This is a genomic window from Pseudomonas sp. B611, from assembly GCF_055407965.1.
Window position 1 is genome coordinate 43,495 of the sequence record NZ_JBUZST010000002.1, and the last position, 19,253, is coordinate 62,747.

Annotated in this window: 20 protein-coding genes; 9 read left to right on the forward strand and 11 right to left on the reverse strand. The window is 61.8% G+C overall.

Annotated elements, in window-relative coordinates; translation table 11 throughout:
- Positions 1-56 precede the first annotated feature (56 nt).
- Genes zur through ACZRMO_RS05260 form a run of 4 tightly spaced genes read left to right on the forward strand, consistent with a single transcriptional unit; the run spans position 57 to position 2,862 of the window.
- Positions 57-539, forward strand: a complete 483-nt coding sequence (gene zur, locus ACZRMO_RS05245) for a zinc uptake transcriptional repressor Zur (RefSeq protein WP_026136513.1) — start codon at positions 57-59, stop codon at positions 537-539.
- The gene (gene znuC / locus ACZRMO_RS05250; protein WP_463972151.1) at positions 539-1,324 is read left to right on the forward strand and encodes a zinc ABC transporter ATP-binding protein ZnuC; all 786 of its coding nucleotides are present in this window, start codon (positions 539-541) and stop codon (positions 1,322-1,324) included. The genes zur and znuC overlap by 1 nt, the downstream gene beginning before the upstream one ends.
- Positions 1,317-2,105: a zinc ABC transporter permease subunit ZnuB gene (znuB, locus tag ACZRMO_RS05255; RefSeq protein ID WP_017734696.1), complete on the forward strand. Its 789-nt coding sequence runs from the start codon at positions 1,317-1,319 to the stop codon at positions 2,103-2,105. The genes znuC and znuB overlap by 8 nt, the downstream gene beginning before the upstream one ends.
- A gap of 37 nt (positions 2,106-2,142) precedes the next feature.
- A complete protein-coding gene (locus tag ACZRMO_RS05260; RefSeq protein ID WP_207045660.1) occupies positions 2,143-2,862 on the forward strand; it encodes a PA5502 family lipoprotein in 720 nt (239 codons plus the stop codon).
- A gap of 101 nt (positions 2,863-2,963) precedes the next feature.
- Here the strand turns inward: ACZRMO_RS05260 and katE are convergent, their stop codons facing one another.
- Positions 2,964-5,093, reverse strand: a complete 2,130-nt coding sequence (gene katE / locus ACZRMO_RS05265; RefSeq protein ID WP_463972152.1) for a catalase HPII — start codon at positions 5,091-5,093, stop codon at positions 2,964-2,966.
- A gap of 229 nt (positions 5,094-5,322) precedes the next feature.
- On the opposite strand from katE, the gene ACZRMO_RS05270 reads away from it, so the two are divergent.
- The 3 genes from ACZRMO_RS05270 to ACZRMO_RS05280 are packed head-to-tail and all read left to right on the forward strand — an operon-like array spanning position 5,323 to position 7,826.
- Positions 5,323-6,330: a methionine ABC transporter ATP-binding protein gene (locus ACZRMO_RS05270; protein WP_463972153.1), complete on the forward strand. Its 1,008-nt coding sequence runs from the start codon at positions 5,323-5,325 to the stop codon at positions 6,328-6,330.
- Entirely contained in the window at positions 6,330-7,004 is a 675-nt protein-coding gene (locus ACZRMO_RS05275) for a methionine ABC transporter permease (protein ID WP_463972154.1), read from the forward strand. The genes ACZRMO_RS05270 and ACZRMO_RS05275 overlap by 1 nt, the downstream gene beginning before the upstream one ends.
- Positions 7,005-7,055: 51 nt before the next feature.
- Entirely contained in the window at positions 7,056-7,826 is a 771-nt protein-coding gene (locus ACZRMO_RS05280) for a MetQ/NlpA family ABC transporter substrate-binding protein (RefSeq protein ID WP_463972155.1), read from the forward strand.
- A gap of 143 nt (positions 7,827-7,969) precedes the next feature.
- On the opposite strand, the gene ACZRMO_RS05285 is transcribed toward ACZRMO_RS05280, so the two are convergent.
- The 5 genes from ACZRMO_RS05285 to ACZRMO_RS05305 are packed head-to-tail and all read right to left on the reverse strand — an operon-like array spanning position 7,970 to position 11,893.
- Positions 7,970-8,605 carry an SCO family protein gene (locus ACZRMO_RS05285; protein ID WP_124527077.1) on the reverse strand — a complete coding sequence of 212 codons (636 nt, stop codon included), beginning with the start codon at positions 8,603-8,605 and terminating at the stop codon, positions 7,970-7,972.
- The gene (gene cyoE / locus ACZRMO_RS05290) at positions 8,602-9,501 is read right to left on the reverse strand and encodes a heme o synthase (protein ID WP_463972156.1); all 900 of its coding nucleotides are present in this window, start codon (positions 9,499-9,501) and stop codon (positions 8,602-8,604) included. Before cyoE ends, ACZRMO_RS05285 begins: the two co-directional genes overlap by 4 nt.
- Positions 9,489-10,568 carry a COX15/CtaA family protein gene (locus ACZRMO_RS05295; protein WP_463972157.1) on the reverse strand — a complete coding sequence of 360 codons (1,080 nt, stop codon included), beginning with the start codon at positions 10,566-10,568 and terminating at the stop codon, positions 9,489-9,491. Before ACZRMO_RS05295 ends, cyoE begins: the two co-directional genes overlap by 13 nt.
- A gap of 10 nt (positions 10,569-10,578) precedes the next feature.
- On the reverse strand, positions 10,579-11,163 hold the full coding sequence (locus ACZRMO_RS05300) for a hypothetical protein (RefSeq protein WP_463972158.1): 585 nt from the start codon (positions 11,161-11,163) through the stop codon (positions 10,579-10,581).
- Positions 11,129-11,893, reverse strand: coding sequence for an SURF1 family protein (locus ACZRMO_RS05305; protein ID WP_463972159.1), 765 nt, complete (start codon positions 11,891-11,893; stop codon positions 11,129-11,131). Before ACZRMO_RS05305 ends, ACZRMO_RS05300 begins: the two co-directional genes overlap by 35 nt.
- Before the next feature lie 28 nt (positions 11,894-11,921).
- Between ACZRMO_RS05305 and ACZRMO_RS05310 the strand changes: the two genes are divergently transcribed.
- Positions 11,922-12,125 carry a twin transmembrane helix small protein gene (locus ACZRMO_RS05310; protein WP_017734707.1) on the forward strand — a complete coding sequence of 68 codons (204 nt, stop codon included), beginning with the start codon at positions 11,922-11,924 and terminating at the stop codon, positions 12,123-12,125.
- A gap of 6 nt (positions 12,126-12,131) precedes the next feature.
- Here ACZRMO_RS05310 and ACZRMO_RS05315 read toward each other — a convergent pair whose 3' ends face one another.
- The 4 genes from ACZRMO_RS05315 to coxB form a co-directional block, all read right to left on the reverse strand.
- On the reverse strand, positions 12,132-13,019 hold the full coding sequence (locus ACZRMO_RS05315; protein WP_124527072.1) for a cytochrome c oxidase subunit 3: 888 nt from the start codon (positions 13,017-13,019) through the stop codon (positions 12,132-12,134).
- Positions 13,020-13,054: 35 nt separating this feature from the next.
- Positions 13,055-13,606 (reverse strand): cytochrome c oxidase assembly protein, encoded by a 552-nt coding sequence (locus tag ACZRMO_RS05320; RefSeq protein ID WP_463972160.1) that lies wholly within the window; start codon positions 13,604-13,606, stop codon positions 13,055-13,057.
- 150 nt (positions 13,607-13,756) lie between these two features.
- Positions 13,757-15,343: a cytochrome c oxidase subunit I gene (gene ctaD / locus ACZRMO_RS05325; protein WP_105521415.1), complete on the reverse strand. Its 1,587-nt coding sequence runs from the start codon at positions 15,341-15,343 to the stop codon at positions 13,757-13,759.
- 58 nt (positions 15,344-15,401) lie between these two features.
- Positions 15,402-16,529 (reverse strand): cytochrome c oxidase subunit II, encoded by a 1,128-nt coding sequence (coxB, locus tag ACZRMO_RS05330; RefSeq protein ID WP_463972161.1) that lies wholly within the window; start codon positions 16,527-16,529, stop codon positions 15,402-15,404.
- Between the two features lie 366 nt (positions 16,530-16,895).
- Here coxB and ACZRMO_RS05335 point away from each other — a divergent pair, with 366 nt between their 5' ends.
- Positions 16,896-17,543, forward strand: coding sequence for a hypothetical protein (locus ACZRMO_RS05335; protein ID WP_463972162.1), 648 nt, complete (start codon positions 16,896-16,898; stop codon positions 17,541-17,543).
- A gap of 119 nt (positions 17,544-17,662) precedes the next feature.
- On the opposite strand, the gene ACZRMO_RS05340 is transcribed toward ACZRMO_RS05335, so the two are convergent.
- Complete coding sequence (locus ACZRMO_RS05340; protein ID WP_463972163.1) at positions 17,663-19,192, reverse strand: SulP family inorganic anion transporter; 1,530 nt, start codon at positions 19,190-19,192, stop codon at positions 17,663-17,665.
- Positions 19,193-19,253: the final 61 nt, after the last annotated feature.

Here is a 19,253-nt window from a genome sequence, read left to right on the forward strand (position 1 = left end):
AATGGCGTAGGAACGGGTAACATAATAACGTCTCTATCAAATATCTGTCGCCGCTCATGCCTAAAACACCGCTTGCCAGCCGTCCCCACGACCACTCTCACTGCGTGCATACCGCGCTGTCGGAGGCCGACACCCTGTGCGCACAGAAGGGCCTGCGCCTGACCGCCTTGCGTCGCCGCGTGCTGGAACTGGTGTGGCAGAGCCACAAGCCGCTGGGCGCCTACGACATCCTCGGCGTACTCAGCGAGCAGGACGGCCGCCGCGCCGCGCCACCTACCGTGTACCGGGCGCTGGATTTCCTGCTGGAGAACGGCCTGGTGCACCGCATCGCGTCGCTCAACGCGTTTGTCGGCTGCAACCACCCGGAACACGCGCATCAGGGCCAGTTCCTGATCTGCCGCGAGTGCCACGCCGCCATCGAGCTTGAACAAAAAAGCATCAGCGACGCCATCATCAAGAGCTCTGCCGACGTCGGTTTCCGGGTCGAAGGGCAAACGGTCGAAGTGGTCGGCCTGTGCTCGGGCTGCCAGGGGGCTTGATGAGCAACGCGTTAATCCGCCTGAAACAGGTCGGGGTCACGTTCGCCGGGCAAGCCGTGCTGGATAACATCGCACTGAGCGTCGAGCCTGGGCAGATCGTCACCCTGATCGGCCCCAACGGCGCCGGCAAGACCACCCTGGTGCGCGCCGTACTCGGCCTGCTCAAGCCCGACACCGGCAGCGTGTGGCGCAAGCCCAAGCTGCGTGTGGGCTACATGCCGCAAAAACTGCACGTCGACCCGACCCTGCCGCTGTCCGTGCTGCGCTTCCTGCGCCTGGTGCCCGGTGTCGACCGCGCCCGCGCCCAGGCAGCGCTCAAGGAAGTCGGCGCCGAGCAGGTGATCGACAGCCCGGTGCAAAGTATCTCCGGCGGCGAAATGCAGCGCGTGCTGCTGGCCCGCGCCTTGCTGCGCGAGCCGGAACTGCTGGTGCTGGATGAACCCGTACAAGGCGTCGACGTCGCCGGCCAGGCCGAACTGTACAGCCTGATCACCCGCCTGCGTGACCGCCATGGCTGCGGCGTGCTGATGGTGTCCCACGACCTGCACCTAGTGATGAGCACCACCGACCAAGTGGTGTGCCTCAACCGCCACGTGTGCTGCTCGGGCCACCCGGAACAGGTCAGCGGCGACCCGGCGTTCGTCGAACTGTTCGGCAAGAACGCGCAGAGCCTGGCGATCTACCATCACCACCACGACCACGCCCATGATTTGCACGGCGAAGTCGTCGACGATCCCGCCGCACCCCATACCCACGTTCACGGAGATAGCTGCAAGCATGGCTGATTTTCTGCTCTACGCCCTGCTGGCAGGCTTGGCTTTGGCGCTGGTGGCGGGCCCGTTGGGCTCGTTCGTCGTCTGGCGGCGCATGGCCTATTTTGGCGACACCTTGTCCCACGCTGCGCTCCTGGGCGTGGCCATGGGCTTCTTGCTGGATGTCAGCCCGACCATCGCCGTCACCGTCGGCTGCCTGCTGCTGGCGGTGCTGCTGGTGACCCTGCAACAGCGCCAGCCGCTCGCCTCCGACACCCTGCTCGGCATCCTCGCGCCGAGCACCTTGTCCCTGGGCCTGGTGGTGCTGAGCTTCATGCATGAAGTGCGCATCGACCTGATGGCCTACCTGTTCGGCGACCTGCTGGCGATCAGCAGCACCGACCTGGGCTGGATCCTCGGCGGCAGCGCTGTGGTGCTGGTGCTGCTGATAGCCCTGTGGCGCCCGCTGCTGGCCATCACCGTGCATGAAGAGCTGGCCACCGTCGAAGGCCTGCCCGTGCCGACCCTGCGCATGGCCCTGATGTTGTTGATCGCCGTGGTGATTGCTGTCGCGATGAAGATTGTCGGCGTATTGTTGATCACGTCGCTGCTGATCATTCCCGCAGCCGCCGCCCAGCGCCATGCCCGTTCACCGGAGCAGATGGCGATTGGTGCCAGCCTGCTGGGGATGCTCGCCGTGTGCGGGGGCCTGGCGCTGTCCTGGTTCAAGGACACGCCGGCCGGGCCGTCGATTGTGGTCACGGCCGCCGCGCTGTTTCTGCTGAGTTTTGTCCTGCCCCGTCGAGGGGTGTAGACTTGCTCGCTTTTTGCGCAAATAGAGAGTCGCAGGAATGAAGCCGTTCACCTCCCGTTATCTGCTCCTTGCCGCATTTTCCCTGCTGCTGGGCGCCTGTCAAAGCACACCGCCCGCCGCCGTCCAGGCCCCGGACGCACGCGCTACGGCCATCGCACAGCTGGAGCAAAACCTCGCCAGCAGTGAGTTGGCCACCGCCGAAGACCAGTTGGCCGCGCTGCAAGCCCAGTCGCCCAACGATCCCGCGCTGGAGCCGTACCAGCGCCAATTGGCCGAAGCCTACCTGCAGCGTAGCCAGATCGTGCTGCAAAAAGGCGACGTCAACGCCGCCGCCACTGCCCTCAGCCGCGCCCGCGCACTGATGCCCAAGGCCCCGGCGTTGACTGGCGGCGTGAACAGCGCCATCAGCCACGCCCGCAAGGCCGAACTGGACCAGGCCGAAGCCGCCCTGAAAGCCGCCGAAGCCAAGCCGGTGGCCAAGGTCATCGACCCGACGGCCGAAAGCACCACCGTGGCGTTGAACCTGCGCGATATTGAAGAACTTCGCCACCAACTGGATGCGATCGCCACCGATGTGGTGAATTACCAATGTGATGTGAGCATCCAGGTGCCGCGCACCGAAGACTATCCATGGTTGGCCACGCTGCTGACCAAGCGAGTCAAGCGCATCGATTCGGCATATGACCTGAAGCTGCACCGGCAGATCCTGAAGAAGATCCCGGCGCAGGTTGTGTTGATTCCGCGCAAGGCGCAATGACGCCATCGCAGGCAAGCCAGCTCCCACATGTTGAATTGTGAATACATTCAAGTGTGGGAGCTGGCTTGCCTGCGATAGCGATCCAACTAACAACCCATGACTTAAGCCGGAATCGCCTTGGCCTTCGGCTCCCGATCCCAGACCCGATGTTGGGCAATCGCCGCCACAAACGCCTTCAATGCCTTGGCATCCCCGCCAACGATCAACCCCGCATCCGCCTCCAGCTTCAACAGCTCAAGCAACTGCTTGGCCTCGCCCACTACCGCAATCGCTTTCAAATGCTTGTAAGCCTCCAGCAGGTAATGCAGCGCCACGCCATCTTCGCTCAACGCCTTCACCGACTTGGCGCCGCCGGGCACAAACACCGCGTCGAACGCCACCGACGGCAAGCCCTCCATGGACGCATCCACCGGCAAACTCTTGCCATCCGCCGTGGTGACCGGTGCCGAGGTCGGCCCGAGCAATTTGGCGTGGGCGCCTTCGGCCTTCAGCACTTTTTTCAAGGCGTCGATTGCAGCACCGTCCACGCCATTCGCGGCCAGGATCGCCACTTTGCGCGTCTTGATGTCACCCGACAGCAGGTTCGCCTGGCTCAAGGCCGGTGAGCGCGCCAACGATGTCTTGCGCTCCGGCACTGTGCCTTTCTTCGGCGCCGGCAAGCCCAGGTTCTGCGCCACACGCTTGGCCAACTCCAGGTCGATGTTGGCGAGGATCTCATTCACCTGGCGCACACGGATGTGCTCACGCTCCACCTTACCCAGCTCAAAGCTGTAAGCCGCGATGATGTGCTCTTGTTCGTGCTTGCTCATGCTGCGAAAAAACAGCCGAGCCTGGGAGAAATGGTCACCAAACGATTCGCTACGCTCACGCACCTTCCGGGCATCGATACGCTCGTAGTAAGACTCAAAACCACCGTCTTGCGCCGACGCTGGCGTTTCTTTCGGCCAGCCGCCATCAATCGAGTTGGGCTCGTACGCAGCACGCCCCTTGTCGATCACCGTGCGGTGCATGGCATCGCGCTGGCCGTTATGAAACGGCACAACTGGTCGGTTGATCGGCAATTCATGAAAGTTCGGCCCACCGAGTCGGCTGATTTGTGTGTCGGTGTAGGAAAACAGACGGCCCTGCAACAACGGGTCATTGGAGAAGTCGATGCCCGGCACGATATGGCCTGGGCAGAAGGCGACCTGCTCGACTTCAGCGAAAAAGTTATCCGGGTTGCGATTCAGCACCATCTTGCCCAGCGGCGTGATCGGTACCAGTTCTTCGGGGATCAGCTTGGTCGGGTCGAGAATATCGAAGTCGAACGCATGCTCCTTGTCCTCGGGAATCACCTGCACGCCCAATTCCCACTCGGGGTAATCGCCCATCTCAATCGCTTCCCAAAGATCGCGGCGGTGGTAGTCGGTATCTTTACCCGCGAGCTTTTGCGCTTCGTCCCACACCAGCGAGCAGGTGCCGGCCGTAGGACGCCAGTGGAATTTAACGAAGTTGGACGTTCCTTCGGCGTTAATAAAGCGAAAGGTGTGTACCCCAAAACCCTGCATGGCTCGCAGGCTTTTAGGAATCGCCCGGTCGGACATTGCCCAAATCACCATGTGCGCCGATTCCGGCTGCAGCGACACAAAGTCCCAGAAGGTATCGTGGGCCGAACCGCCCGTAGGAATCTCGTTGTGGGGCTCAGGTTTTACCGCGTGGACAAAATCAGGAAACTTGATCGCGTCCTGGATGAAAAACACCGGCATGTTGTTGCCGACCAGGTCGAAGTTACCTTCGTCGGTAAAGAACTTCACGGCAAAACCCCGTACGTCGCGCACCGTATCACCGGAGCCACGGGGGCCCTGCACGGTGGAAAAACGCAGGAATACCGGGGTTTTATGCCCCGGATCCCGCAGAAACCCGGCCTTGGTCAGCGCCGCATGGTTTTCATAGGTCTGGAAGTAACCATGGGCACCGGTGCCCCGCGCATGCACGATGCGCTCTGGAATGCGCTCATGGTCAAAATGCGTGATCTTTTCACGCATGATGAAATCTTCGAGCAGCGAAGGCCCGCGGGCACCGACCTTCAAGCTGTTCTGGTTGTCGGAAATCTTTACGCCTTGGTTAGTGCGCAGGGCCTGGCCGGTGGCGTCGGAGCGGAATTCCTCCAAGGCCTGCAACTTGGCGTTAGTGTTCTTACGGTCCAGGGTGTCGGTTCCGGCGAGTTCGCTCTTTGGCTTTTTCGTACTCATCAGTCAAAACTCCTTATTCAGGCCCAGGCACGGCACCCGGGACATCGCGCTGCTTAAGTAGTGACTGACACGGTTTTGCACCGTTCCTTTTTTATGACCTTTGATCGCGTTATTGCCAAATCGCTGGATGAATGCAAAAGAAATGCTAAGAAAGACTATACGGACAGGCTAAAATGCGCGCCCGGCTAACCGCTGATCCCTTTTCCATGCGCCCCACAAGGTTCGCTACGTGATCGAGTTTCATAACGTCCATAAAACCTACCGCGTCGCCGGTAAGGAAATCCCCGCGCTGCACCCCACCAGCCTGCGCGTCGAGAACGGCCAGGTGTTTGGCTTGATCGGCCACTCCGGTGCGGGAAAAAGTACCCTTTTGCGTCTGATCAATCGCCTGGAGCAACCTAGCGGCGGTCAGATCGCTGTCGATGGTGAAGAAGTCACCGCCCTGGACGCCAACGGCCTGCGCCGTTTCCGCCAGCAGGTCGGGATGATCTTCCAGCACTTCAACCTGCTCGCGTCCAAGACCGTTGCCGACAACGTGGCGCTGCCACTGACTCTGGCCGGCGAACTGTCACGCAAGCAAATCGATCTGCGCGTCGCCGAGCTGCTGGCCCGTGTTGGCCTGTCGGATCACGCCAAGAAGTACCCGGCGCAATTGTCCGGCGGCCAGAAACAGCGCGTCGGCATCGCCCGCGCCCTGGCCACCAAGCCGAAGATTCTGCTGTGCGACGAGGCCACCAGCGCCCTCGACCCGCAAACCACCGCGTCGGTCCTGCAACTGCTGGCCGAGATCAACCGCGAGCTGAAACTGACCATCGTGCTGATCACCCATGAAATGGACGTGATCCGCCGCGTCTGCGACCAGGTGGCCGTGATGGACGCCGGCGTCATCGTCGAGCAAGGCTCGGTGGCCGACGTGTTCCTGCACCCCAAGCACCCGACCACCAAGCGTTTCGTGCAAGAGTCCGAACAGGTCGATGAAAACGAGCAGCGCGATGACTTCGCCCACGTCCCCGGCCGCATCGTGCGCCTGACGTTCCAGGGCGACGCGACCTACGCGCCGCTGCTGGGCACCGTCGCCCGTGAAACGGGTGTGGACTACAGCATCCTCGCCGGTCGTATCGACCGCATCAAAGACATCCCCTACGGGCAATTGACCCTCGCCGTCACCGGCGGCGATATGGACGCCGCGTTTGCGCGCTTCACCGCCGCAGACGTCCACATGGAGGTCCTGCGCTAATGGAAGTCCTGTTGAGTTTCTTCGCCAATATCGACTGGGCGGAAATCTGGCTCGCCACCGGCGACACCATGATCATGCTGTTCGGTTCGCTGTTCTTTACCGTACTGCTCGGCCTGCCCCTGGGCGTACTGCTGTTCCTGTGCAGCCCGCGCCAACTGTTCGAACAGAAAGGCCTGTACGCGCTGCTGTCGCTGATCGTGAACATCCTGCGTTCGCTGCCGTTCATCATCCTGCTGATCGTGATGATCCCGTTCACCGTGCTGATCACCGGCACGTCGCTGGGCGTGGCCGGTGCCATTCCGCCGCTGGTGGTCGGTGCGACGCCGTTCTTCGCGCGCCTGGTGGAAACCGCCCTGCGTGAAGTGGACCGCGGCATCATCGAAGCCACCCAGTCGATGGGCGCCACGACGCGCCAGATCATCACCAACGCCTTGCTGCCCGAAGCACGCCCCGGCATTTTTGCGGCGATTACGGTGACGGCAATTACACTGGTTTCCTACACGGCGATGGCCGGCGTGGTCGGCGCCGGTGGCCTGGGCGACCTGGCGATCCGTTTCGGTTACCAGCGTTTCCAGACTGACGTGATGGTGGTCACCGTGGTGATGCTGTTGATCCTGGTGCAAATTCTGCAAACCGTCGGCGACAAGCTGGTGGTGCACTTTTCTCGAAAATAACGGCCATTGCCGGCCAGAAGCCGGCACATGCCCGAACAAGGAGCTTGCTGGATGAAAAAACTACTGGTTGCTTTCGCCGCCGTTGCTGCGTTTTCCGCCCACGCCGAGACCATCACGGTCGCTGCCTCGCCGGTGCCGCACGCAGAAATCCTCGAATTCGTGAAACCGGCCCTGGCCAAAGAAGGCGTGGACTTGCAGGTCAAAGTCTTCACCGACTACGTGCAGCCAAACGTACAGGTCGCAGAAAAGCGCCTGGACGCCAACTTCTTCCAGCACCAGCCGTACCTGGATGAGTTCAACAAGGCCAAGGGCACGCACCTGGTGAGCGTTGGCGCCGTGCACCTGGAACCCCTGGGCGCTTACTCCAGCAAGTACAAGACCCTCGCCGAACTGCCGGACGGCGCCAACGTGGTGATCCCGAACGACGCCACCAACGGCGGCCGCGCGCTGCTGCTGCTGGCCAAGCACAACCTGATCACCCTGAAGGACCCGACCAACATCCTGTCGACCATCAAGGACATCACCGGTAACAGCAAGAAACTGAAGTTCCGCGAGCTGGAAGCCGCCACCCTGCCGCGCGTCCTGACCCAGGTTGACCTGGCGCTGATCAACACCAACTACGCCCTGGAAGCCAAGCTGGACCCATCCAAGGACGCCCTGGTCATCGAAGGCAGCGACTCGCCTTACGTGAACATCCTGGTGACCCGCGAAGACAACAAGGATTCGGACGCGGTGAAGAAGGTGGTTGCAGCCCTGCACACGCCGGAAGTGAAGAAATTCATCGAAGAGAAGTACAAAGGCGCGATCAAGCCGGCGTTCTGATGTAACCCTATCTCCCAAACACCGGAGATCAAAAAATGTGGGAGCGGGCTTGCTCGCGAAAGCTGAGTGTCAGTCGATAGATTCGTAACTGATACACCGCATTCGCGAGCAAGCCCGCTCCCACATTTGTTTTGCGTTGCTGGTTACTTGCGCTGCAACAGGCCAGGCAGTTGCGCGATTAGCTTCTGGTTATTCAACGGCGCCCGAATAAACCCGCGCTGGGTCCCATCCGGCCCGATCAGCGCCAGGTTGCCGCTGTGGTCCACCGTGTAGTTCGGCTTGCTGGTATCCGCCGGAATGAACGGGATGCTCACCGCATTCGAGACCTTCTGCACCTCCTCCACATTCGCGCCGGTCAGGCCAACAAACTGCGGATCGAAGTAGCCCAGGTATTGCTTGAGCTGAGTCGGCGTGTCGCGGTTCGGGTCCACGCTGACCAGGATCACCTGCAACTTGTCCACCGCCTCCTTGGGCAGCTCGCTCTTGATCTGGCGCAGCTGGGCGAGGGTGGTCGGGCAGATGTCCGGGCAGAAGGTGTAGCCGAAGAACAGCAGGCTCCACTTGCCCTTCAACTCATTGACCAGCACCGGCTGGCCTTCCTGATTGGTCATGGTCACTGGCGGCAGCTGGCGGCTTTGCGGCAGCAGGATAATGCCGGCGTCAATCAGCGCAGTAGGGTCGCCCTGGCCTTTGCCACTGAGTACTTTGTTGACGGTCAGGCCCATGATCAACGCGACAATGGCCACCAGGATAAAGACGGTTTTTTGAGTACGGGTCATAGGCTCAACAGTAGGTAATGGTCGACGAGCAGGGCGATAAACAGCAGCAGCAGGTACCAGATAGAGTACTTGAAGGTGTTGATCGCCGCGTGCGGCTGAGCGCCACGGTACAACACCAGGGCCCATTGCAGAAAGCGCGCGCCCAATAAGAGGGCACACGCCAGATAGAGCACGCCGCTCATGTGAATGACAAAGGGCATCAGGCTCACCGCCAGCAAGGTGAAGGTGTACAGCAGGATATGCACCTTGGTGTAGTGCTCGCCATGGGTGACCGGCAGCATCGGAATGTCGGCCTTGGCGTATTCCGCCTTGCGATGGATGGCCAGGGCCCAGAAGTGCGGCGGGGTCCAGGCGAAGATGATCAGCACCAGCAGCAAAGGCTCAGCGCTGATATGGCCGGTGACGGCAACCCAGCCCAACAGCGGCGGCGCAGCACCCGCGAGGCCGCCGATGACGATGTTCTGCGGCGTCGCACGCTTGAGAAAGCCGGTGTAGATCACCGCATAACCCAATAGCGAAGCCAAGGTCAGCCACGCCGCCAACGGGTTGGTGAACACCAGCAACAGGGCCAACCCTGCAACCGCCAGCAACAACGCAAAAATCAACGCCGCCAGCGGCGACACGCGCCCTTCTGCCAACGGCCGCTTATGGGTACGCGCCATCACCGCATCGATGCGCCGGTCCACCACATGGTTGACCGCCGCCGCACCGCCAGCACACAGGGCAATCCCCAGGTTGCCAAACACCAGCACCGTCCACGGCACGCCGGCGCGGGTGGCGAGGAACATGCCCACCAGCGAGGTGACGAGCATCAGCACCACCACTTTCGGCTTGGTCAGCTCCAAATAGTCACGCCAGATCGCCTGGTGTTGACGCGCGCCGATCAAGGCCGCCATGGCATCTCTCCTTTAAGGGTGATGAGGCCCGAGACGTGTTTGCGCGGGATAAAACGCCAACCGAACGGCAGCTGATTGCGCACCCGCACCAGGCTGGTACGGGCGTGGTAGTTGACCAGCACCAGCGTCAGCAGCAACACCGCGCCGCCGGCGTTATGCCCGACCGCCACCGGCAGCGGCAGGTGGAAATACACATTGCTCAAGCCCAGGCAGATTTGCGCACCCAGGGCGATCAGCAGCAGGCCGGCCAAACGGCTCATGCCCACGGCGTGCAGTTGCCAGGCCAGGCCCAGCAACACCAGCGAAACCACCACCGCGCCCAGGCGATGGGTCAGGTGAATCGCCGTGCGCGCCTCGCTGTCCAGTTGCCCGCCCAAATAGTTGGGCCCGATGTGCTGGGTCAGGTGAAAGCCATTGGCAAAGTCCGCCGCCGGCCACCACTCGCCATGACAGGTCGGCAGATCGATGCAGGCCACCGCCGCATAGTTGGAGCTGACCCAGCCGCCCAGCGCAATCTGCCCGATCACCAGCACAAGCCCGGCCGTCGCCCAGTATTGCAGACGCTTGGGCACGATCAGCGCGGGCAGCACGCCGGACAGGCGCAGCGTCAGCAGAAACAGCAGGCTCAAGGTGGCAAAACCGCCCAGCAGATGCCCGGTCACCACCTGCGGCCACAGCTTCAACGTCACCGTCCACATGCCAAATGCGGCTTGGGCAATCACCACCGCCAACAGGAACAGCGGCAGTTTCACCGGTTGGCCTGGGTCACGGCGATGGCTCCACGAGCGGGCGGCCAGCAACGCGATCAACAACCCCAAGGAGCCGGCGAAGTAGCGATGAATCATCTCGCTCCAGCCCTTGTCCGCCTCCACCGGTGTGTCGGGGAAGTGCAATTCGGCATGGGCCAGTTGGGTTTCGCTTTGCGGCACGCTGATAAAGCCGTAGCAACCCGGCCAGTCCGGGCAACCGAGGCCGGCGTGGGTCAGGCGGGTATAGGCGCCGAGCAACACGACGATCAACGCCAGCAAGGTGGCAAACAGCGCGAGGCGAAATCCAGGTTTGGCCATGACGATGCCCTTATCCGATATTCGACAGTTTCAGCAGGTGGCGCAGGTCGTTGAGCAAGTCCTTGCCCTTGACCGTGGCGTCGTAGCGCAACACCAGGTTGCCGTGGGGATCGACGATCCATAGCTGCGCATCGCCCGGCGCGGCGGCGTCCTTGCGGAACGTCGGCAGGTCCAGCGGGTAGCGTTGCAGTTGTGGATATTCGGCCTTCAGCTTGGCCTCGTACTCAGCGCCCACCGGCTGCACACTGGCCAAGGCATGGCTGGCGCGGGACGCATCACGCCCCAGGCCGATTTGCAGTTGGCGCGCCAGGTACACCAGTTGCTGGCAGTCGGCAGCGCAGGCGGCGGGCGCGGTGACCAATAGCTGCCAGCGCTCTTCATCGGCCTGCACGCCGATGTCGGCGCGGGTCTGGCCGTTGCCGATCATCGCGCCGTGGTAGCTGCGGCTGTCCGGCACCCAGAACTGCAATTTGTACATGAACGTGGCCAGCACCATCGGCCCGATCACCATCATCAGGATCAGGATCAGCTGCCAGCGGCCTTTGCGCCGGTCCTGCGCCTCAGACATGTTGAGTGGATTCATGGCCGCTCCCATGGGACTTCTCCTTTGTGTTGTGCCAGCCGAGGTAGAGGTACAGCGCGAGCAACGCCAGGGCCATGGCGAACCATTGCACGGCGTAGGCGAGATGTTTTTCCGGCCCCATGGCGACCACGGCCCACGTGGTGTCGTACGTGCCGGGGCCGGCTTCGGCGCGCAGCTCGTAGGCAAAGCCGCTGCGACCCAGTTCCGCCCACAGCGCGCCAGAGTGCAAGGCGGTCAGCAGGCGCGGCCATTGCGCGGTCGCCGGGTCGGCATGCAGCTGGAAGGTTTCGCCGGGGGCGACATACACCCAGGCGTCGAGATTCACCGGCGTAGCCGGGGTGGTGAAGGCGGGCGGGGTGCGTCGGTCTGGCCAGGGCAGCCAGCCGCGATTGAGCAACAGCCAGAGGCCGCTGGCCTGGTCGTGAAAGGGTTGCAGCAGCTCTACGCCGGCCTTGCCGTCGCGCATGCGGTTGTCGAGCAGCACGCTGTGTTCGGCGTCAAATTGGCCGCGCAAGCGCACGCGGCGAAAGGCCGGGTCCGGCATGTCGTTGAGTTGCGCGCCGCTGATCGGCTCCGCCACGCGCCGCTCGGCGTAACTGTCCACCAGCAGCTGCTTTTCATGGCCGCGAGACAGTTGCCAGAACCCCAGGCCCACCATCAAGGGCAGCAGCACCAACACCACCAGTGTCGGCGCGATCCCGGGGCGAAAGCATTTCATGGCGCTGGCTATACTTGTTTTCATTGCCCGCCCATCCCATTGGAGCCCGACCATGCTCAAAGCCGCTATTGCCCTGATGCTGATCGCGACCGTTGTGAGCCTGTTCAGTGGCTTGTTCTTTCTGGTCAAGGACGAGGGCAACTCCAATCGCCTCGTCACTGCCTTGACCGTGCGTGTCGTGTTCGCCGTCATCACCCTGGCGCTGATCACCTGGGGCTTTTTCAGCGGCCAGCTGGTGTCTCACGCGCCGTGGTAAATCGCCTCACAGCACATAGACGAAGAAAAACAGGCCGATCCACACCACATCCACAAAGTGCCAATACCAGCTCGCCGCTTCGAAGCCGAACTGGTGCTCGGCATTGAAGTGCCCCTTGAGGATGCGCATCAGCATCACAAACAGAATGATCGTACCGATGGTCACGTGGGCGCCGTGGAAACCGGTGAGCATGAAGAACGTCGCGCCGTACACGCCCGAGCCCAAGGTCAGGCCCAGCTCTTTATAGGCGTGGATGTATTCCTCGGCTTGGAACCCGAGAAACGCCAACCCCAGCAGCACGGTGATCGCCAGCCAGATCTTCAGCGCACCGCGATGACCTTTGCGCAACGCGTGGTGAGCAATGGTGATGGTCACGCTGGAACTCACCAGCAAGATGGTATTGACCAGCGGCAGGCCCCACGGGCTGATCGTTCCTTCCGGCGCGGGGTACAGTTTTGGATCAGGGTTGTTGAGCAACGGCCAGGCAAACTCGAAGTTCGGCCACAGCATGTGCGCGATGCCTTTTGAGCCCTCGCCCGCCAGCCACGGCGCCGACATGTGCCGTACATAAAACAGCGCACCGAAGAATGCGATAAAGAACATCACCTCGGAAAAGATGAACCAGGTCATGCCCCACCGGAACGAGCGGTCCATCTGCGGACTGTACAAACCGGCGCGGCTTTCCTTGATCACCGCGCCGAACCAGCCAAACAACATGTAGGCCAGCAACAGCCCGCCGACGAAAAAGATCCACGGGCCGTGGGATTCCGGGCGCGCGGCCTTGAGATCGTTGAACCACACGGCCAGGCCGTACACCGTGACCAGCATGCCAACCGTGGCAATTATTGGCCATTTGCTTTGCGCTGGTACGTAGTACGTATCATGAGACGACATGTATTCGCTCTCCTGATTGAGGGGGCAAACAGTAGCTAGCCGCCGCTGTGGACGGCCACCGGCGGTTGGCGCGCAGTGATATCAAACAGCGTGTACGCCAGGGTCAAATGCTTCACATCCTTGGGCATGTCGCGATCGACGATAAAACGCACCGGCATCTCGATGCGCTGGCCCGGCTGCAACACCTGCTGGGTAAAGCAAAAACATTCGGTCTTGTGGAAGTACATCGCCGCTTCCGCCGGTGAAATGCTCGGCACGGCCTGGGCGGTCATGGCCTTGTCCGTGGGGTTGTAGGCCACGAACAGCATCTCGGTGACCGCACCGGGGTTGACCACCACCTCATCGGCCTTGGCGTGAAACTCCCAGACCATGTCGATGGCATTGGTGGACAGGAATTGCACGCGCACCTGCCGTGATGAGTCCACCACCTGCGAGCCTTCGTACTGCCCGGCGGTCTTGCCGTTGATGCCGAACGCCTTGCACATCACGTCGTAGATCGGCACCAGGGCGAAGCCGAAGGCGAACATGGCGGCGACCAGGATCAGCAGGCGGGTGACCAGCCGCCTGATTGGCACGGACTCAGCCATGACGCCCTCCCAAAGTGAACGCGGTCAATGTGGGAGCGGGCTTGCTCGCGAATGCGGTTTGCCAGGCACTACATGTGGCGACTGACACACCGCCTTCGCGAGCAAGCCCGCTCCCACAGGGGATTTGCGGTGGCTTGGCGAGCGGAGTGTTCATTTGACCTCCGGCGGCGTGGTGAAGGTGTGGTACGGCGCCGGCGAAGGCACGCTCCACTCCAGCCCTTCAGCGCCATCCCACGGTTTGGCCGGTGCCGGTGGGCCGCCACGGATGCACTTGATCACGATAAACAGGAAGAAGATCTGCGTGGCACCGAACATGAACGCGCCAATCGACGACACCATGTTGAAGTCGGCGAACTGCAGGTTGTAGTCCGGCACCCGCCGCGGCATACCCGCCAATCCCACAAAGTGCATCGGGAAGAACGCCATGTTCATGCCCACGAAAGACAGCCAGAAGTGCAGCTTGCCCAGGGTTTCGTCGTACATGTGGCCGGTCCATTTCGGCAGCCAGTAGTAGGCCGAGGCGAAGATGCCGAAGATCGCGCCGGGCACCAGTACGTAATGGAAGTGCGCCACCACAAAGTAGGTGTCGTGGTACTGGAAGTCTGCCGGGGCAATCGCCAGCATCAACCCGGAGAAGCCGCCGATGGTGAACAGGATCACAAAGGCCACGGCAAACAGCATCGGCGTCTCGAAGGTCAGCGAGCCTTGCCACATGGTGCTGACCCAGTTGAACACCTTCACCCCCGTCGGCACGGCGATCAGCAAGGTCGCGTACATGAAGAACAACTCGCCCACCAACGGAATGCCCACCACGAACATATGGTGCGCCCACACGATGAACGACAGGAACGCGATGCTCGCCGTGGCGTACACCATCGAGGTATAGCCGAACAACGGCTTGCGCGAGAAGGTCGGGATGATCGAGCTGACGGCGCCAAACGCCGGCAGGATCATGATGTACACCTCGGGGTGGCCGAAGAACCAGAACACATGCTGGAACAGCACCGGGTCACCGCCACCGGCCGCGCTGAAGAAGCTGGTGCCGAAGTGGATGTCCATCAGCATCATGGTCACGCAACCCGCCAGCACCGGCATCACCGCAATCAACAGGAACGCGGTGATCAGCCAGGTCCACACGAACAGCGGCATTTTCATCAGGGTCATGCCCGGCGCGCGCAGGTTGAGGATGGTGGCGACCACGTTGATCGCACCCATGATCGAACTGATGCCCATCAGGTGAATGGCGAAGATAAAGAACGTTACGCTTTCCGGCGCATAGGTGGTGGAGAGCGGGGCGTAGAAGGTCCAGCCGAAATTCGGCCCACCGCCGGGGCTGAACAGGGTCGAGACCAGCAGCAGGAAGGCCGCCGGCAGCAGCCAGAAGCTGAAGTTGTTCATGCGCGGCAGGGCCATGTCCGGCGCGCCGATCATCAGCGGGATCATCCAGTTGGCCAGGCCGACGAACGCCGGCATCACCGCGCCGAACACCATGATCAGGCCGTGCATGGTGGTCATCTGGTTGAAGAACGCCGGCTCGACGATCTGCAGGCCGGGCTGGAACAGTTCGGCACGGATCACCATGGCGAACGAACCGCCGAGCAGAAACATGGCGAAGGCGAACCACAGGTACATCGTGCCGATGTCTTTGTGGTTGGTGGTCAGCACCCAACGCATCAGGCCTTTGGCGGGGCCGTGGGCGTGGTCGGCGTGACCATGGTCATCGATCACAGTGCTCATGGCCGTTCTCCTGCAGGCGAGTGGGCGGGGCCGGTCGAGTTGGACGCTCTGAAGTCAGTCATTTGCTTTCCGCCTGCTTGATGGCCAGCACGTCTTTGGGCGTGACCATGTCGCCTTTGTTGTTGCCCCAGGCGTTGCGCTCGTAGGTGACAACGGCGGCGATATCCACTTCCGAGAGCTGCTTGCCAAAGGCCGCCATCGCGGTACCGGGCTTGCCGTGGTAAACGATGCTCAGGTGGTCAGCCGCAGGGCCGGTGGCGACTTTCGAGCCCTTGAGCGCCGGGAACATCGGCGGCAGGCCCTGGCCTTCGGCCTGGTGACAGGCCACGCAGGTGGTGTGGTAAACCTTGTCGCCACGGGCCACCAGCTCTTCCAGCGTCCACTCTTTGGAGGTCAGTTCCTTGAGCTTGGCGGCTTCGTCTTTGCGCTCGGCCAGCCAGGTCTCGTAGTCGGCCTTGGACTTGACCTCGACCACGATCGGCATGAAGCCGTGATCCTTGCCACACAGCTCGGCGCATTGGCCACGGTAGATGCCGGGCTTCTCGACGCGGGTCCAGGCCTCGTTGACGAAGCCGGGGATGGCGTCGCGCTTGACCGCAAAGGCCGGCACCCACCAGGAGTGGATCACGTCGGCGGCGGTCACCAGGAAGCGCACTTTGGCGCCCACCGGCAATACCAGCGGCTGATCGACCTCCAGCAGGTAGTGCTCGCCCTTGGTCGCCTGGTTATGGATCTGCTCGGCGGGGGTGGCCAGGTTGCTGAAGAACTCCACATCCTGGCCCAGGTATTTGTAGTGCCACTTCCACTGGTAGCCGGTGACCTGGATATCGATATCCGACTCACTGCTGTCGTAGATATTGATCAGGGTCTTGGTCGCCGGAACGGCCATCGCGACGAGGATCAGCAAGGGCACCACGGTCCAGAGGATCTCCACGGTGGTGCTCTCGTGGAACTTGGCCGCTACCTGGCCCGTGGACCGGCGATGCAGGATCATCGACCAGAACATCGCGCCAAACACGATGATGCCGATCACCACACAGATCCAGAAAATGGTCATGTGCAGGTCAAACACAGCGTGGCTGACTTCAGTCGCCCCTGGCGCCATATTCGTGGTCCAGGCGGCGTGCGCCTGGCCGAATACCGACCACAACAGAAGGCCCATCCAAACGTGTGGATGTCGCGTCATGCGGGTTCCCCTTATCGTTCTTGTTATCCCGCCGGTTTGCACCTGCGTCGAAGGGAGCGGCTTCCATACTGCTTACAACCGCTTAGCCTCACCTGCTTATGCAGTCTGGCGTCATCAGCTAATTGCTTACAAAACCGAGTATAGACAGCACCTGCAACCCCGCAATGTGTGGGGACAAATCAGCGAAAACAGACGGGCGGAGCCAATAACCCCGGGGGCGGAATCGTTTATCCGACGAACGATGGCATTTCGATATAACGCAGGCGCATAACCATGAAATAATTATGACAAATGCGTCTGAGGCGCTCGTATAAACGAGCTACCTTATCCTCTCCCTTTTCCTACGCCTGCATCACTGGAGCCTTCATGAACACCGCCGCATTGCGCGAGCAGATTTCCCGTGCCCATCAACACGAAGCCAGCACGGGCCAGCTGGCCCAGCAACTGGAAACCCAATTGCCGCACCTGCATTCGGCCATCTCTCTGGCTGACGGTGATCGCAACATTGTCATGACGCGCTTCGTGACCGCTTATATCGACCTCGTCCCGGACTTGCTCGACGCCGCCAACGACGTGGCCCGCGAGGCCGGAATCGAAAGCCAGATCAAGCCGGTGCTGAAAATCGCCGAGCAATTCTTCCTGCAGCCGCCCGCGATCCTCGCCGGGCATATCGGCCTCGATGGCCTGCTGGACGAGGCCTACCTGGCCCATCGCCTGGTGGAAGAAGTAAACGATCTGTATATCAAGCATTTCGGCCAACCGTTGATCCCGGCGGACACCACCGTGGCCAACCTGATTGCGCACCAGCTGATCGGCGAAGAATTTGCCAACAGCCTGGATGAGGCTGTGCATCTGGCGGTTGATGAGATGCTCAACGAAGACAGCTTTGCGCTGGAATCGGTGGAGGCTTATCGCGAAACGCTCAAGAGCCCGGACACGGAAGCGGCGTGGAAGCGCTGGCCGTGCCTGTCGCGCCAACTGGGTGTGGAGTTGGCGCTGGATCAACCGGCCTGATTCTTGATCGTTCCCACGCTCCGCGTGGGAACGCATCCTGTGGCGCTCCGCGCCACTCTTTCAAGAGCAGACGCAGAGCGTCCAGGGCGGCATTCCCACGCAGAGCGTGGGAACGATCATCAGACTGCTGCCGAGCCTATCCCCGTCGTCATCCGCACCCGGCCTTCCAACCGGCGCTTCAACCCACGCGCCTCGATCACCAGCTTCGAGCCCTTCGCCGCATTGGCCCGCCCCCATTCCTCCAGCAACTCCAGGCAGGAATGGTCGATGTAGCTCAGGTTGTTCAGCGGCACATGCACGGTCGTCCCCGCCGGCACCGTCGACAGCACCCGGGTCAACGCCGGCACTTTCAGGAAGGTCGCCGCACCACTCAAGCGCAGTTCCATTTCACCGTCCTGGGGCAGGTCGATCAGGCTCACCTTCAAGCGCGAAGCCTTGAATGCCAGCTTCACCAGCGTGAGTCCGAAGCCCACCAGCACACCGGTCAGCAGGTCGGTAAAGATGATCGCCAGCGCCGTCGCCGCATAGGTGAACATCGGCATGCGCCCATAACGTCCCAACGCTTTGAATGCCTTGATGTCCACCAGCTTGATCCCGGTGTACACCAGCACGCCCGCCAGGCTCGCCACCGGAATGCTTTGCAGCACACTCGACAGCAACAACACGAATGCCAACAGCCACAGCCCGTGGAACATCGCCGATAAACGCGTGGTCGCACCGGCTTGAACATTGGCGGAGCTGCGCACGATCACGCCGGTCATCGGCAGGGCGCCGACCAGGCCGCACAACATATTGCCGACGCCTTGCGCGGACAATTCCTTGTCGAAATCCGAACGCTGGCCGTTGTGCATACGGTCCACCGCGGCGGCGGAGAGCAAGGTCTCGGCGCTGGCGATAAAGGCCACGGCGAATGCCGCGATCAACAGCTGAGGATCGGCCAGGTTCAAGAGGTCGCTGGGGCGCAGCCAATCGATGGCGTCCGCGAGGTTTTCCGGGACTTCCACACGCTTGACCTGCAACGCCAGCATCAGGCTGACCAGCGTGGTCAGGCCCACTCCCAGCAACGCACCAGGTACAAAGCGCAGGGTTTTCGGGCGAAGCTTATCCCACACATACATCACCAGCATCGTCGACAACCCGAGCAAGCCCGCCTGCCAACCCAGGCTGGGAATAGCCTGCGCCACGGCCGCCGGGAACCCCGCCAAGTTATCCAACCCCGAAGGCTTGGGCACACCGTCGAGCATCACATGGATCTGCGACAGCACAATCAGCACGCCAATGCCTGCCAACATGCCATACACCACCGCCGGCGCCGTTACGCGGAACCAGCAGCCCAGGCGCAGACGCCCAGCCACCAGTTGCAGGAAGCCCGCCAGCAGCAGGATCGGCCCCAGCATCATCATTCCGTGTTGGCGTACCAACTCAAACACCAACACCGCCAAGCCTGCCGCCGGGCCGCTGACTTGCAGCGGCGAACCCGCCAGCCACCCGACGACCAGGCCACCGATGATCCCGGTGATCAAACCCTTGGCCGGCGGCATGCCGGAAGCAATCGCAATGCCCATGCACAAGGGCAGGGCGACCAGAAACACAACCACCGAGGCGAGCAGCTCCCGTGGCAATACAGCTTTCAATTGAGCAGCACGCATGATGACTCTCCCGAGGCATTCGCCGGGCGCGGTAATACCTGGCTGCATCCATGGCAGCCAC

Coding starts and splice junctions, on each gene's coding strand:
- zur (WP_026136513.1), top strand. CDS start 57: ATGCCTAAAACACCGCTTGCCAGCCGTCCCCACGACCACTCTCACTGC.
- znuC (WP_463972151.1), top strand. CDS start 539: ATGAGCAACGCGTTAATCCGCCTGAAACAGGTCGGGGTCACGTTCGCC.
- znuB (WP_017734696.1), top strand. CDS start 1,317: ATGGCTGATTTTCTGCTCTACGCCCTGCTGGCAGGCTTGGCTTTGGCG.
- ACZRMO_RS05260 (WP_207045660.1), top strand. CDS start 2,143: ATGAAGCCGTTCACCTCCCGTTATCTGCTCCTTGCCGCATTTTCCCTG.
- katE (WP_463972152.1), bottom strand. CDS start 5,093: ATGAGTACGAAAAAGCCAAAGAGCGAACTCGCCGGAACCGACACCCTG.
- ACZRMO_RS05275 (WP_463972154.1), top strand. CDS start 6,330: ATGGAAGTCCTGTTGAGTTTCTTCGCCAATATCGACTGGGCGGAAATC.
- ACZRMO_RS05280 (WP_463972155.1), top strand. CDS start 7,056: ATGAAAAAACTACTGGTTGCTTTCGCCGCCGTTGCTGCGTTTTCCGCC.
- ACZRMO_RS05285 (WP_124527077.1), bottom strand. CDS start 8,605: ATGACCCGTACTCAAAAAACCGTCTTTATCCTGGTGGCCATTGTCGCG.
- cyoE (WP_463972156.1), bottom strand. CDS start 9,501: ATGGCGGCCTTGATCGGCGCGCGTCAACACCAGGCGATCTGGCGTGAC.
- ACZRMO_RS05295 (WP_463972157.1), bottom strand. CDS start 10,568: ATGGCCAAACCTGGATTTCGCCTCGCGCTGTTTGCCACCTTGCTGGCG.
- ACZRMO_RS05300 (WP_463972158.1), bottom strand. CDS start 11,163: ATGGGAGCGGCCATGAATCCACTCAACATGTCTGAGGCGCAGGACCGG.
- ACZRMO_RS05305 (WP_463972159.1), bottom strand. CDS start 11,893: ATGAAAACAAGTATAGCCAGCGCCATGAAATGCTTTCGCCCCGGGATC.
- ACZRMO_RS05310 (WP_017734707.1), top strand. CDS start 11,922: ATGCTCAAAGCCGCTATTGCCCTGATGCTGATCGCGACCGTTGTGAGC.
- ACZRMO_RS05315 (WP_124527072.1), bottom strand. CDS start 13,019: ATGTCGTCTCATGATACGTACTACGTACCAGCGCAAAGCAAATGGCCA.
- ACZRMO_RS05320 (WP_463972160.1), bottom strand. CDS start 13,606: ATGGCTGAGTCCGTGCCAATCAGGCGGCTGGTCACCCGCCTGCTGATC.
- ctaD (WP_105521415.1), bottom strand. CDS start 15,343: ATGAGCACTGTGATCGATGACCATGGTCACGCCGACCACGCCCACGGC.
- coxB (WP_463972161.1), bottom strand. CDS start 16,529: ATGACGCGACATCCACACGTTTGGATGGGCCTTCTGTTGTGGTCGGTA.
- ACZRMO_RS05335 (WP_463972162.1), top strand. CDS start 16,896: ATGAACACCGCCGCATTGCGCGAGCAGATTTCCCGTGCCCATCAACAC.
- ACZRMO_RS05340 (WP_463972163.1), bottom strand. CDS start 19,192: ATGCGTGCTGCTCAATTGAAAGCTGTATTGCCACGGGAGCTGCTCGCC.